The sequence below is a fragment of the Pantoea rodasii genome (assembly GCF_002095465.1).
Classification (GTDB): domain Bacteria; phylum Pseudomonadota; class Gammaproteobacteria; order Enterobacterales; family Enterobacteriaceae; genus Pantoea; species Pantoea rodasii.
The window spans coordinates 116,761-130,843 of sequence record NZ_MLFP01000086.1; the positions used below are offsets into that span (position 1 = coordinate 116,761).

Sequence of the window (14,083 nt, forward strand, 5' to 3'; positions counted from 1 at the left end):
TTCCTTTTTCAAATGGGGCGCTGAGCGCCCCATCCACATCAAACGATTAAACGGCGACCGGTTTATCGTTGGTTTTCGGTTCGCGGATGACAAACAGCACCAGTATCGCACCCACCGCCGCCACGGCACCGGCCAGAATAAAGGCACTGTCAAACTTGCCGGTATTCTGCACGATAAATCCGGTGACAATTGGACCTACAATCCCAGACAGGCTGCCGATCAGATGGATAAAGCCACTGATGCTACCGACACGGCTTTTGTGCACCACATCCTGAATAATCGCCCAGTAAATCGCGCCGGTGATGTACAGGAAGAAGATGGAGATCGACATCATGATCACCGCCGAGTGCACTTCTTTAATGGTGCCCGCCAGTGCCACACAAATTGCGGCTGCCAGTAATGACACCACCAGGACGATTTTGCGTGATAACAGCAATTTACCGGTGATATTGAAAATCTTATCGGAGATCCAGCCACCCAGCGCCAGGCCAACGAAGCCGACAATCCACGGAATCATGGTGGTGATACTCATGGATTTGATATCCAGTCCATGCGCCTGCACCAGATAAGCCGGGAACCAGCTCAGGAAGAAGAACAGAATATAGTTGTAGCAGAAGAAGGCGAAGGCGGTGACCAGAATGATCGGCTGGCGCAGGTAGAAGCCCATACCGTGCGGTTTGCCTGATGCATCGATCACATCAGCCGGTTCTTCAGCTTTAAGTTTCTCCACCAGCGCGCGCTCTTCTTCAGAGACTTTTTTGCTGCGTGCTGGGTTATCAGCGGCGAAGAAGAACCACAGACCCATCCACACCAGGCCAATCACGCAGATCACCACGAATGCTGGACGCCAGCCGAATGACAGCGCCAGATAGCCCACAATCGGACCCGCGACGGCGCCACCCAACGGTGAACCGGCGCTGAGTAAACCCATCGCGGTAGCCGCCTGTTTTTTCGGGAACCAGCCGTTGATGGCTTTGTTCGCCGAGGCGCAGATCGGGCCTTCCGCCATGCCGAACAGCACGCGCAGAATCATCATCGACCAGAAGCCGGTCGCCAGTGCGGTCATGCCACAGAACAGCGACCACATGCCAACGGCGGTACCCAACACGATGGTCGGACCGAATTTATCGGTCGCCAGGCCACCGATAAAGTTAAACAGCGCGTAACCAAAGAAGAAGCTGCCGAAAATCATGCCGAACTGCTCGGCGTTGATCATCAGGTCTTTTTCCACCAAAGGGACAGTCAGAGACAGGGCAATACGATCGAGGTAGTTGATCATATAAACCAGGAACAACAGCAGTACGAGGGTCCAGCGTAGATTCTTTAACATAGAAACTCCGTTTCCCCTTAATACTTCACACTGAATTATTTAGGGGATTATTATATTGGCCGGCGGGTACGCACCGAATTAAGGACACCTGGTGTAAAGGTTAACTTAACCCATGTGCAGAATCACTTTGCAGCAAGTGCGCGGATCTTTTTCGAACAGCGTCATCGCCTTTTCAATCTCAGCCAGCGGGAAATAGTGCGTGACGAGTTTTTCTGGCTGAATCTGACCTCTCTCCATCCACTCAATCACCTGCGGGAAGCGATTGCTGTTAAGACGCGAAGTGAACAGCGACAGCTCTTTGCTGGTTAACGCCTGCTGCGTGATGCTGCAAGGTTCACCGGAGAAGCCCAGCAGGCCGATACGTGCCGCCGGAGAGGCGAGGGCAGCGGCTTCGGCCAGGATGGTCGGATGGCAGGCGGCATCGATGATCAATGTTGGCTGCACGCCTTCCAGCTGCGCGGCCAATGGGATGTCGCTGTTATTGAAGACCTGGTCAGCGCCGTTTTCCTGCGCCAGCGCCAGACGTTCCGGCAGACGATCCACCACCAGCACTTTTTCCACGCCGTAGACGCCTTTCAGCACCTGAATGGCGGTTAAGCCCATCGGACCTGCACCATAGATCAGCGCTACGTCATTGGCCTGCGGTTTGAGGAAGGCGGTGATGTTCGCCGCGATGGTGAACGGTTCCACCAGGCTGGCGAGTTTGTCCGGAATGGAAGCGGGCAGAGAGAAAGCGTTTTTCGCCGGCGCCACCGCAAATTCGCTGAAGCCGCCATCGCGATGCACGCCGATCACCTGCAATTCTTTGCACACGTTCGGGCGGCCGATGGAGCAGGGATAGCAGTGTCCGCAGCTGACGACCGGGTCCACCGCCACACGCTCGCCGATACGCGCAGCGTCTACGCCTTCACCTACCGCATCGATCAGGCCGAAGAACTCATGACCAATGACGCGCGGGTATTTGGCGAACGGGTTGTGGCCGTGCCAGATGTGCACATCAGAACCGCAGATGCTGGCAAACTGCACTTTCACGCGCACTTCGCCTGCGGCAGGTTCTGGCAAGGGACGTTCCGCCAGCACCAGTTCACCCGGTTGTTCAATTACGACACTTTTCATCATTTACTCCTTGCCAGCGCACGCTCAATCGGTGGATGTGGCATCAACGGGAATGCAATGATGAAAAAATACGCTTTCAAATACTACCATACAAGTTGACGTTGCAGAGTTGTGAAGAGAGTCACAGAGTGGGTGAAAACAGGTGGATGACTGAAGATACACGTCTTACGACATAATCAGATAACCATTACTAATCATTATATTTGCTTGTAATTGTTTCAAACAGTAACGTTGCAAAAATTATCGTATCAGCGATGGACATATTCTTTAATTCAACTCTGACATCCACAGAGTGAATTATGGCAACGTTATCTGGGGTGGGAATGAAAGTATTTTCAAAATCAGTCGTTTTTGTTGCAATGAGTCTGACATTATTCAACGTAACAGCCGCAGAAAATAACAGTACTGATTCAATAATCCGTTATGCAATATGGAGTAATCCCAGCGGTAATTTCCATCCGACGCTGTATTTCACTGACTACGATCGCTCAATTATATTCACCCTATTCGGTCGCCTGTTTACATTGGATGAGCAACAAAATCCAAAGCCTTCTCTCGCCGAAAATTATGAATATTCTGATAACGGCAAGACCTTAACGCTGCATTTAAAACCCGGTGTGAAATGGCATGACGGCGCGGCTTTTACCGCCGAAGACGTCTATTTTACTTATGCCACGGAGGCTGATGCGGGATTCCCCAAAGATACCCCCGGCTTTGTAAAGCACCTGGTGGGATATGAAGATTACCATTCAGGTAAGACCGACCATCTGGCTGGCATCAAGGTGATCGACCCGCAAACCATCAGTTTCTCCTTTAAGGCACCGTATGCGGCGGCGTTTTCTCATTTTGCCGACCGCCCTGTGCTGGCTAAACACATCTGGAGTCAAGTCCCGGTGAAGGAGTGGAACAAAGCCACTGCGCTATTACGAAATCCTGTCGGTACAGGCCCCTACAAGTTTGTGGCATTTCTGCCAGACCAGTACGTTCAACTTGAACGAAATGATGATTACTTTGGTGGGGTTCCGAAAACGAAGACGCTGATATTTAAAATTTCGAGCGCGCAGACGGTCCAAAATGAGCTTATTAATGGTGATGTTGATATCGCCGAACTCTCATCATGGAATAACCGCGATTTACAGACCTACAAAAATGCCGGTATTCAAATCATTGAGCAACCGGGCGTAGGCGCACAATATTTGTCACTGGATACCCGTAATGAAAAACTGACGGATCGACGCGTCAGACAAGCACTGGTGTATGGCATTGACCGAAAGTCGATTGTTGATAAATTACTTTACGGTCACGGTCAGGTTTTCAATACCAAGGATAACCCACACAGCCCTTACTATCCCAAGGTGCTGAATGATTATGCTTATAACCCTGAAAAGTCGCAGGCATTATTAAAAGAGGCCGGGTGGACAGACAGCAACGGCGATGGCTTTGTTGATAAGAACGGCAAAAACTTTACCCTTACCCTCAATTACCCCACAGGGAATCGCACCCGTGAGTTAACTGCGCCAATTATTCAGCAAAACCTGAAAAAGATCGGTATCAATGTGGTGCTGAACGTCGCCGATTTTAACGCCACGCTCTCCATATTGCAGGATAAAACCAAAGTCTACGATGGAGTATTGATGGGCGGGACTTTCAGACCTGGCGAATATGATAATAATTTTTGGTGGGAACGATTTTCAACGCCACAGCTGGATACTTTCGCCAGTGAGTTTTCCACCACCATCGATCCTGAACGTCTTAAGACCAGTATTGACGGTTGGCTAAAAGGCATTAATCAAGAAGCGCCTCACGTTTGGCTCTACATTCCTAATATCGGTTACGCCCTGAGCAAGCGAGTGACTCACTATCATTCCTACCCTTATGAACCTTTCGCCGATGTGGCTAACTGGACCGTGAAACAGTAACCCATTGCATAGCATCGGGTTTTACAGAGTATAAACGCTGTAAGACCCGTTCACTTCAGTACGGGATTTCTCATGTTAAGGATTATTTTTCACCGAGTACTGATTTCCATTCCGGTTCTGATCGGCATCTCGCTGCTGGTCTTCTTTTTGATTCAACTCCAGCCCGGCGACCCGCTGGTAGGCATGATCTCACCGGAAACCACACCCGAACAGAAACAAGAAATGCTGCGCCAGGCCGGATACCTTGATCCCCTATGGCAACAATATTTTCGCTGGGCCTCGCGAGCAATGTGGGGTGATTTCGGTTATTCGCTCCAGAGTGGAGTGCCGGTATTTACGCTGATCGGTGAACGTATATTCAACACGGCATTATTAGCAGGCAGTTCACTTTTCATCACCCTAATTGTCGCGCTGCCGTTGGGTATTTTTCTTGGTTTACGCCGAGGATCAGCCGCCGATGTCACGGTCTCGCTATTGTCGTTTGTCATCATGTCGATTCCGGTGTTTTTTATTGCCATTTTATTCGTCAAACTTTTTGCCATGAACCTGCGCTGGCTTCCTGTCTCAGGCGTAACCACGCTCGGCAGCCACTTTACCGGCGTTGATCATATAATCGATGTCATCAGGCATCTCACGTTACCCGCTATAACCCTGGCATTAGGCAACATTGCTATTTTTAGCCGCTATCTGCGTTCAGGTATCAGTGAGCTGATTAATCAGAACTTTATCAAGGCGCTGTTTGCCCGAGGCGTGAGACGGTCGGCGGTTATCTATCCGCACTTACTGAGAAATGCGGCCAAACCGCTGATTACCGTGGTCGGCATGGAAATCCCGGCGCTGTTATCAGCAACACTGCTGACCGAGATTATTTTTAACTGGCCAGGACTCGGTCGTCTGAGCTTTGATGCTGTCCAGTCTCGCGATTATCCCTTGCTGATGGGAGTGGTGCTCTTCCTTGCGGTCATTACATTAGCGATTAATATTTTGTCGGATATCCTTTACGCGCTCGCCGATCCGCGCGTAAGGCTGGCCCGATGAGTCACAATAACGGCGATATTTCTCAGCGCTCGCAAATCTATCTCCCTCCTCTGCTGAAAGATAAATACTTTGTCAGTGGGCTTATGTTGCTGATGATGCTTGCGGCCTTGTCTCTGCTTGCACCCTGGCTGACGCCCTATAGCCCCGCCGATATGGATTTATACAACATCGAATCGCCGCCAGGCAGTGAACACTGGCTGGGTACGGACGAAATTGGTCGTGATGTCTTATCCAGGCTGCTTTACGGCGGGCGTGTTTCGATTACCGTCGCGCTGGCTGCGGTATTTTTCCAGGCAGTACTCGGCATCTTGCTGGGCAGTATCGCCGGTTATAAAAGCGGTGTGGCGGATATGATCATTATGCGCATAACCGACATCATTATGTGTTTTCCCTTCTACGCGATGGCGATTTCCCTTGCGGCCCTATTGGGGGCCAGTTTCTGGAACGTCGTGCTTATCATCGGCGTGCTTCACTGGACGGGTATCGCCCGCCTGGTGCGAGCAGAATTACTTTCCCTGCGCGAAAGTGGCTATGTTCAGGCCGCAAAATCAATGGGCGTGGGCAGTTTTACGATTGTCTGGCGGCATTTGCTGAGAAATGCTTATGCACCCATTGTGGTGAATCTCACCCTCGCCGTGGCAAATGCCATTCTTGCTGAAGCCGCGCTGAGCTTTATTGGACTGGGCGTAAAACAGCCGCAGCCATCGTGGGGCAATATGCTTTCAGCGGCACAAAGTATTCGAGTCATTGATTACGAATGGTGGCTGTGGATCCCGCCGGGTTTGACCATTGTACTGATGGTATTGGCGATTAACTTTATCGGTGAAGGCCTTGCCCGGGTGTTAAACCCGCGACCCGCTGTGCCCATCAAAGATATCCATTTCAACTCGTTGAGATTTTTTAAAAGGAAAGGCGCATGACTGAATCACGACAGGAACATGATTTTACCGGCTACCTCTCGGCAGAGGAGAACATTTTCTCGCAGAAGATTGAGCAGTGGTTTGAACAACACCGCGAAGAGTTTATTCAGGATCTGTTGCAGTGGGTGGCTTTCCCAAGCATTGCCGATGAACAGCGTGCGCAGGATGGCAAGCCCTACGGCAACGAGGTTGAGGAGATTTTCCAGCATGTTAAAGCGCAAGCGGAGAAACTGGGATTTCCACAGAAGAACATCAAGGCCATGCGCTGTCTGTGATTTCTGATAGCCGCAGCGACACGCCGGAATTAGGGCTGATCTCGCATCTTGATGTGGTGCCGCCTGGCGATAACTGGACTTTTGCGCCATTCGAACCGTTCTACCAGCAAGGGTTTGTCATTGGTCGCGGTGCATCGGATAACAAAGGCCCGGCGCTGCTGGACCTCTATCTGTTGCGGGCCTTTCGCGATCTTGGGCTGTCCTTGCACCATAAACTGCGCGTTATTTACGGGGGAGCAGAAGAAATTGGCATGGGCGATATGAAATATTTCGCCCAACACGGGCCGGTTCCACGCTTTTCCGTTATCACCGACGGCGCGTTCCCGGTCAATTACGCGCAAAAAGGGGGGCTGAATCTGATATTACATCTCCCAACAGGCCCGGTATTGAGACAATTGTCGGCAGGCGTGGCTGAAAACGCCGTTCCGGCCAGCGCGACACTGCGCTTTAACGCAACGACTGTCTCTGCTGTTGAAAGCGCATTGGCCAACTTGCCGTCCGGGCAACGAGAAACGCTGTCGATAACGCCTGAGGGGAGTGATGTCCTGCTGGTTTCCCATGGAAAATCCGGCCATGCCGCGTTTCCTGAAAACACGCAAAATGCCATTCCCCTGCTGCTTAGTGCCGCCGTGGACGCAGGATTACTGGCAGATGCTGACCTCACCGCAGCAACGCTGATTGCACAGCTACTGGCGGATCCCTGGGGCCACGGCGCAGGGATCGGCTTTGAAGATCAGCTAACTGGCAAATTGACCTTGAACGGTGGATTAGCGATTCCCTATTCGCAAGGTGTGGCGATCTATCTGGATATTCGTTATCCGATTTTGACTGATAAGGCGGCGTTATTGACCACGCTGGAGCAGGCCATTGCGCCACTCGGCGGCAAGTTAACGATATTGCGTGACGATGCGCCGATGCATGTCGACAAAGAAAGCCTGTTAGTTAAGCGCTTGCAGCAAACTTATGATGCGATAGCGGAGGCAAAAACCGAGCCTTACACCATGGGTGGTGGCACGCATGCCCGCGTGTTACCTAACTCCATCACTTTTGGGCCAGGATTTGGCCGGGATGCGTCGGTCCTGTTCAACGGTGAAAGCGTCAACGGTCGTCCTGACTTTATCCCTGCGGGGCACGGATCGCCGCATGGCCCTGACGAGTTTGTTTCAATCGAAAACCTGAAACGCGCGTTTAAAGTCTATGCCACGGCCATTCCGCGTTTGGACAGCTGGCTGCAACAAGGTTTGATCGATAATGCAGATTGACGCGCCCTTACTCTTTATTGAAGGGCTCTCTGTGCGTTACCCAGGGCAGGGCGCTGACGTAACGGCAGTGGATCAGGTCAGCCTGAGTGTGGCAGCCGGAGAGATCCTGGCTATCATTGGCGAATCGGGCGCCGGTAAATCTGCTATTGCGCAAGCAATTCCGGGTTTGTTACCGGCTAATGCCAGCGTGAGCGGCAGGATCTTGTATCAGGGCGTAGACCTACTGACATTAAATCGCGCTGAACTTTCCGCCTTGAGAGGGCGGGAAATTGCCATGATTTTTCAGGACCCGACATCATCTCTGGACCCGGTCTTCTCTGTTGGCATGCAACTGGAGGAGACGGTTGCCTTGTGTGAGCCTGCTCTTAATGCCACACAACGGCGCGCGCGCGTCATCGCTTTGATGACACAGGTCGGCATTCAACAGGCGGATAAGCGATTAAAGGATTATCCGCATCAGTTCTCAGGGGGCCAGACCCAACGTCTAATGATTGCGATGGCACTGGCGGGTCGGCCTAAGATCTTGATCGCCGACGAGCCAACTACCGCGCTGGACGTCACGACGCAGCAAGAAATACTCGATCTGCTGTTCAATCTTAACCGCCAGTTCGGTATGGCGCTGCTGCTCATCACCCACGATATGGGGGTGGTCGCCGATATTGCACAACGGGTGATTGTGATGCGGCAGGGGAAAATTGAGGAAAACAGCGCGACGAAAAGCCTGTTTCATACGCCTGCAAGTGCCTATACCCGTCAGCTGCTGGCGGCGATCCCATCCACTTCTTCTCATTATGTCGCGGTTAAGGAGGAGGGTGACGCGGGGTTGCAAGTGGACGATCTGCACATCAGCTATCCAGCCGGTTTTGGCCAGCGACGTAACATCGTGAATGGAGTTTCGTTTACCATCGGAAAGGGCGAGTTTCTCGGTCTGCTGGGCGAATCCGGTTCAGGCAAAACCACCATTGGCCGCAGTCTGCTCGGCATCATCAAACCGGATCGAGGGACGATTACGCTAACTGGCGCAGCAATTTATGACCCTAACCGCCAGCGCAGTAAAGCGATGAAATCCCGCATAGGTGCCATTTTTCAAAACCCGCTGGGTTCATTGAATCCACGCATGACGCTGGGCCAGTCAATTGCCGAGCCTTTACGCACGCACTCGACCCTCAACGAGCAAGCCATCCGCAAACGGATAACATCTTTGATGGATCACGTCGGGATTCCCGCTGTATGGCACCAAAAATATCCCTACGAGATTTCAGGAGGGCAGTGTCAGCGTATTGCGATTGCGCGCGCGCTGGCCTTAAACCCGCAGCTACTGATTGCCGATGAACCCACTTCGGCGCTCGATGTTTCGATCCAGGAGAGTATCCTCACGCTGTTGCGCAGCCTGCAAAGCGAATATCAGTTTGCCTGTCTGTTTATCAGTCACGACCTGACTGTTGTGCGCAGTCTGTGTCATTCGGCGCTGGTGCTGAAAAATGGCCTTGTGGTTGAGCAGGGCAAAGTGAGTGAACTTTTTTCACAGCCTGCGAGCGATTACACCCGTTCACTGATTGAAAGCATTCCCTTTCCCGATCCGCAGTATCAGGAAAAGAAACGCCGCCTGCGGGCACCGTGGCTTTTTGCGGAGCAGCCGGTCTGATTGGATTCACTACGGACGCAGTGATGATGTGAAGGCACACGGAAAAACAAAAAGCCCGCTCGGGTTTCCCTGAGCGGGCTTCTTAAATTTGGCTCCTCTGACTGGACTCGAACCAGTGACATACGGATTAACAGTCCGCCGTTCTACCGACTGAACTACAGAGGAATTGTTTGGAACGGGGCGCATAGTAACGAGCGGCCATCGGCTTGTCAAAGGCCTTTTCCACATTTTTCACTGACTGCTGAATAAAGCGTCAATTCCGCAGGTTGCCACGCCATTTAGCGTTGGGGCAACGTACGAGCGGTGCTTATTTGTGATGTAAGTCACTAATGTTATGCAAAATTACATTCTGATTTGTCGATTTTGTCAGATACCTCGCATGTTTGATCACAGTTATTTCATTTCACCGTTGTGTGGGCGAAAAACGAAACATATATTCCATATCAATTTCTACCCACAACTCCAGGTGCAGCATGAACAAAGTCAGAATCGGTATGATTGGCAGTGGTTACATTGGTCGTTGTCACGCAATTGCCTACGCTCAGGCACCTACTGTTTTCGCGCTGAAAGGTGAAATCGTGCGTGAAATGTTGGCAGAGGTGAATCCGGAACTGGCCGCTAAACAGGCGGCAACCTTTGGTTTTTCCCGCTCAACGGCGGACTGGCGTGAGCTGGTGCGCGATCCCAACATTGATGTGGTCGATATCTGCGCCCCGAATTTCCTGCACAAAGAGATGGCGTTGGAAGCCATTCGTAACGGCAAACACGTTTACTCTGAGAAACCGCTCTCCTTGTCTGTGGCCGATGCAGAAGAGATGGTGCAGGCTGCACAGCAGGCAGGCGTGAAAACCCTGGTCGGCTTCAACTATATGAAAAACCCGACCAGCCAGCTGGCGCGTGAAATCATTGAGCGCGGTGAAATTGGCGAAGTGATCCATTTCTACGGCACTCACAACGAAGATTATCTGGCACGTCCGGAAACCCCGCTCGACTGGCACTGCCAGAAAGCGCTGGCAGGTTTAGGTGCGTTGGGCGATTTGGCGGCGCATATCGTCAATATGGCGCACTATCTGGTGGGCGACATCGAAGAAGTCAGCGGCGATATGATGACGGTGATTAACCAGCGTCCCGATCCAAAAGATCACTCACGTCTGCTGCCGGTCGAGAACGAAGATCAGGCCAGCGCGCTGCTGCGCTTTAAAAACGGTGCGCACGGCGTGTTCGAAACCTCGCGTATCGCCTGCGGCAGCAAAATGGGCCTGACCTACGTGGTCACCGGCACCAAAGGCACGCTGCGCTACACTCAGGAACGCATGGCCGAGCTTGAGCTGTATATCCATGATGAACCGGCTGGACGTCAGGGCTTCAAAACCATTCTGACTGGCCCGGCCCATCCGGATTACGCCAACTTCTGCGTATCAGCAGGCCACGGTATTGGCTTTAACGACCAGAAAACCGTGGAAATCCGTGATTTGATCAACGGCATCGCGGCAGGCGATCGCATGTGGCCAGATTTTGCCGAAGGCTTGCAGGTGCAGAAGGTACTGGAAGCGGTCGCGGTATCAGCATTAGAGCGTCGCTGGATGAAGGTGTAACGGTCTTCTTGCAGCACGCAATCAAGCTAATGGGCAGGCTGGGGCCGCTTTTGGGGATGGCATTTCGCAGCCTTAAAGAGTGTGTATGGCAACAGCCAAAGTTAGCCAATGAGCGCAATGTCTAACAGGCAGCACCTCTGAAAGCATGCATTAAAGTTAATGAGCAGGCTGGGGCCGCTTTTGGGGATGGCATTTCGCAGCGCTGAACGGAATGAGGAAGCCAGGAGAGCCAGCATGGATGCTGGCGAAAGGCGCAGCCGGAACAGGGATGTTCCGTCTGCGCCGGTCCGCCCGGCTGACGAGTGAAGTGAAGGCACCGCGTTAGCGGCGCGAGGACCGCCAGCCCCAAAGCGGCCCCAGACTGCGTTATCGCCTGCAACTCAGGCAGCCTAATCCCCGCAACGTCATCAACAGCAACCTAGCCCCCCGGACTGCATTTCTCCCGCCTCTAACTGACAAACATCACGCCAGCAGCGGGCACTGCGGCGGCAGACGGCAGCTCAGCGCGCCTGGCATCACTTCAATTTCAAATTCGCTGCCGGTCAGCGGTTCGCCGTCGAGGTTAAATGTCATCTCATGCGGTGAGCGAATGCTCAGCGACTGCAGCTGCGCGGTGACAATATTGGGGTTCTCGTCGTTACGCGTCAGGGAATGCAGCAGCGTCGGCAACAGCTCCTGGGCCGTTACGATACTCAAATTCAGCTGCCCATCATTGATCAATGCATCCGGACACAGCTTCTGTCCGCCACCTGCCTGACGTCCATTGCCAATGCCAATCACCAGTGCATCGCCTTGCCACTCAAAGCCCGGACCGCTGATCTCACAGCTATCCGGCTTCAGCGCATCGACACGCATCAAACCATGAATAAAGTACGACACGCCGCCTAAAGCCGATTTCAGCTTCTCCGGGGTTTCCGTGGTGATACGCGTACCAAAGCCGCCGGTCGCCATGTTGATAAAGTAGCGATCGCCATTCACGCGCGCCAAATCAATCGCGCTGGCCTTGCCGAGCACCGCGAGGCGTAACGCAGGTTCCATCTCCGGCGGAATACCGACGCTGGTGGCGAAATCATTGGCGGTGCCCAACGGCAGAATACCTAATGCAGGGCGTTGCTCTGCAGGAATCGCGGCCAGCGCCGTAGCGATTTCATTGATGGTGCCATCGCCACCGCCAGCCACCACGGTCTCAGCCTGCAACTCCACCGCTTCTTTGACATAACGGTCGCCATCACCTTTTTCATAGGTGACGCGTACCGCTAAATTAAAACCTTCATCACGCAGCGTCGTGACCGCAGCGCGCAGATCTTCATTACCCGCGCCTTTCCCATTGAGGATCAGCAGCGTGAGCGGTTTGTTTTGCATAATCAGTTCCTTGATGCGAAATACGATGCAGTGGTTATAGCATAGCTGCGGCAGGATCTTTATCGGCGGGCGATGAAAAAAGAAAACCCGCACGGGGGAGCCGGGCGGGTGAATGAGGTGGTTCCTGGTACTACCTGCTGTTTATTGTTACTCGTTAGCAGCAGGCGGGATTCTAAAGCGAGGCGCAGCGGCGGTCTGTGATCCTGTTCTAACTTCGCTGCATTTGTTTCAAAATGTGCGTTTTTTTCCGTGCGGATCGTAAGTGCTGTTTCCGTCGGTAAAATTACGCATCAGCAGGGCGAAGGCCAGATCCACCGATTCCGGCACCGGGATCCACACGCGATGCCCATCACCGGGCGCCACATCTACCGCCGCGCCTTTGTCATTTTGCATTGATTCCAGCGTACAGTTCAGGTTGCCCTGCGGCGTCATGATCTCCACGGAATCGCCGAGCAGGAACTTGTTCTTCACCGCAATTTGCGCCCAGTCACCGCGACGCTCGCCGGTAAATTCACCGACAAACTGCTGGCGATCGGAGACCGAGAAGCCTTGTTCATAGTTCTGGTAACTGTCATGAGTATGACGACGCAGGAAGCCTTCGGTATAGCCGCGATGCGCCAGACCTTCCAGCGTTTCCAGCAGAGCGGGATCGAACGGCTTGCCCGCTGCGGCGTCATCAATGGCGCGACGATACACCTGCGCGGTGCGGGCACAGTAGTAGAAGGATTTGGTGCGGCCTTCGATTTTCAGCGAATGCACGCCCAGTTGGCTCAGGCGCTCAACGTGCGCCACCGCACGCAGATCTTTCGAGTTCATGATGTAAGTGCCGTGCTCATCTTCAAAGGCACTCATCACTTCGCCGGGCTTCATTTTCTCTTCCAGCAGGAATACGCGATCGGTGGTTGCGCCGATGCCGAGCGTGGGCGCCTGCACCTTAACCGGCTGGTGAAAGCCGACAATATTGCCGATCTCATCCTGCTTGCCTTCTTCCACCTGGTATTCCCAGCGGCAGGCGTTGGTGCAGGTGCCTTGATTAGGATCGCGTTTGTTGAGATAACCCGACAGCAGGCAGCGGCCGGAATAGGCCATGCACAGCGCGCCGTGCACGAAGATCTCAATCTCCATATCTGGCACCTGCTGGCGAATCTCAGCAATCTCATCCAGCGACAACTCGCGCGACAAGATCACACGCGTCAGCCCCATCTGCTGCCAGAATTTCACCGTCGCCCAGTTGACGGCATTGGCCTGCACCGACAAATGAACCGGCATATCCGGAAAGGCTTCGCGCACCAGCATAATCAGGCCGGGATCGGACATGATCAGCGCATCGGGCTGCATCTCTACCACCGGCGTCAGATCGTGGATAAAGGTTTTCAGCTTGGCGTTATGCGGTGCGATATTGACCACCACGTAGAATTTCTTGCCCAGCTGATGGGCTTCATCAATGCCTTTGGCCAGGACTTCATGGGTGAATTCGTTGTTACGCACGCGCAGGCTGTAGCGCGGCTGGCCGGCATACACCGCGTCAGCACCGTAGGCAAAGGCATAGCGCATATTCTTCAGCGATCCCGCTGGAGAGAGGAGTTCGGGTTTAAACATGGAGGGAATTCTCACTGATGTC

At 53.1% G+C, this 14,083-nt stretch carries 11 protein-coding genes and 1 tRNA gene; 7 read left to right on the forward strand and 5 right to left on the reverse strand.

Annotation, left to right across the window (positions count from 1 at the left end; all coding sequences use genetic code 11):
- Positions 1–46 precede the first annotated feature (46 nt).
- Together HA45_RS23950 and HA45_RS23955 are read right to left on the reverse strand one after the other, a co-directional pair.
- A complete protein-coding gene (locus HA45_RS23950; protein ID WP_100701021.1) occupies positions 47–1,330 on the reverse strand; it encodes an MFS transporter in 1,284 nt (427 codons plus the stop codon).
- Positions 1,331–1,435: 105 nt separating this feature from the next.
- Positions 1,436–2,446, reverse strand: a complete 1,011-nt coding sequence (locus tag HA45_RS23955; RefSeq protein WP_100701020.1) for a Zn-dependent oxidoreductase — start codon at positions 2,444–2,446, stop codon at positions 1,436–1,438.
- Between the two features lie 299 nt (positions 2,447–2,745).
- On the opposite strand from HA45_RS23955, the gene HA45_RS23960 reads away from it, so the two are divergent.
- The 6 genes from HA45_RS23960 to HA45_RS23980 all read left to right on the forward strand — a co-directional run bounded on the left by HA45_RS23960 (position 2,746) and on the right by HA45_RS23980 (position 9,505).
- Positions 2,746–4,365 (forward strand): ABC transporter substrate-binding protein, encoded by a 1,620-nt coding sequence (locus HA45_RS23960; RefSeq protein ID WP_240629187.1) that lies wholly within the window; start codon positions 2,746–2,748, stop codon positions 4,363–4,365.
- 72 nt (positions 4,366–4,437) lie between these two features.
- Complete coding sequence (locus tag HA45_RS23965; protein ID WP_100701018.1) at positions 4,438–5,403, forward strand: ABC transporter permease; 966 nt, start codon at positions 4,438–4,440, stop codon at positions 5,401–5,403.
- On the forward strand, positions 5,400–6,323 hold the full coding sequence (gene opp4C / locus HA45_RS23970) for an oligopeptide ABC transporter permease (RefSeq protein ID WP_100701017.1): 924 nt from the start codon (positions 5,400–5,402) through the stop codon (positions 6,321–6,323). Before HA45_RS23965 ends, opp4C begins: the two co-directional genes overlap by 4 nt.
- Complete coding sequence (locus HA45_RS27780; RefSeq protein WP_211280926.1) at positions 6,320–6,598, forward strand: hypothetical protein; 279 nt, start codon at positions 6,320–6,322, stop codon at positions 6,596–6,598. Before opp4C ends, HA45_RS27780 begins: the two co-directional genes overlap by 4 nt.
- A complete protein-coding gene (locus tag HA45_RS23975; protein ID WP_211280927.1) occupies positions 6,595–7,860 on the forward strand; it encodes a Sapep family Mn(2+)-dependent dipeptidase in 1,266 nt (421 codons plus the stop codon). The genes HA45_RS27780 and HA45_RS23975 overlap by 4 nt, the downstream gene beginning before the upstream one ends.
- Complete coding sequence (locus HA45_RS23980) at positions 7,850–9,505, forward strand: dipeptide ABC transporter ATP-binding protein (protein ID WP_100701015.1); 1,656 nt, start codon at positions 7,850–7,852, stop codon at positions 9,503–9,505. The genes HA45_RS23975 and HA45_RS23980 overlap by 11 nt, the downstream gene beginning before the upstream one ends.
- A gap of 89 nt (positions 9,506–9,594) precedes the next feature.
- Here HA45_RS23980 and HA45_RS23985 read toward each other — a convergent pair.
- A tRNA-Asn gene (locus HA45_RS23985) sits at positions 9,595–9,670 on the reverse strand.
- 308 nt (positions 9,671–9,978) lie between these two features.
- Between HA45_RS23985 and HA45_RS23990 the strand changes: the two genes are divergently transcribed.
- Positions 9,979–11,100: a Gfo/Idh/MocA family protein gene (locus HA45_RS23990; protein WP_100701014.1), complete on the forward strand. Its 1,122-nt coding sequence runs from the start codon at positions 9,979–9,981 to the stop codon at positions 11,098–11,100.
- A 462-nt stretch (positions 11,101–11,562) separates the two neighbouring features.
- On the opposite strand, the gene yegS is transcribed toward HA45_RS23990, so the two are convergent.
- Both yegS and trhP read right to left on the reverse strand, forming a co-directional pair.
- On the reverse strand, positions 11,563–12,462 hold the full coding sequence (yegS, locus tag HA45_RS23995; RefSeq protein ID WP_100701013.1) for a lipid kinase YegS: 900 nt from the start codon (positions 12,460–12,462) through the stop codon (positions 11,563–11,565).
- A 228-nt stretch (positions 12,463–12,690) separates the two neighbouring features.
- Positions 12,691–14,061 (reverse strand): prephenate-dependent tRNA uridine(34) hydroxylase TrhP, encoded by a 1,371-nt coding sequence (gene trhP / locus HA45_RS24000; RefSeq protein ID WP_100701012.1) that lies wholly within the window; start codon positions 14,059–14,061, stop codon positions 12,691–12,693.
- Between the last annotated feature and the right edge of the window lie 22 nt (positions 14,062–14,083).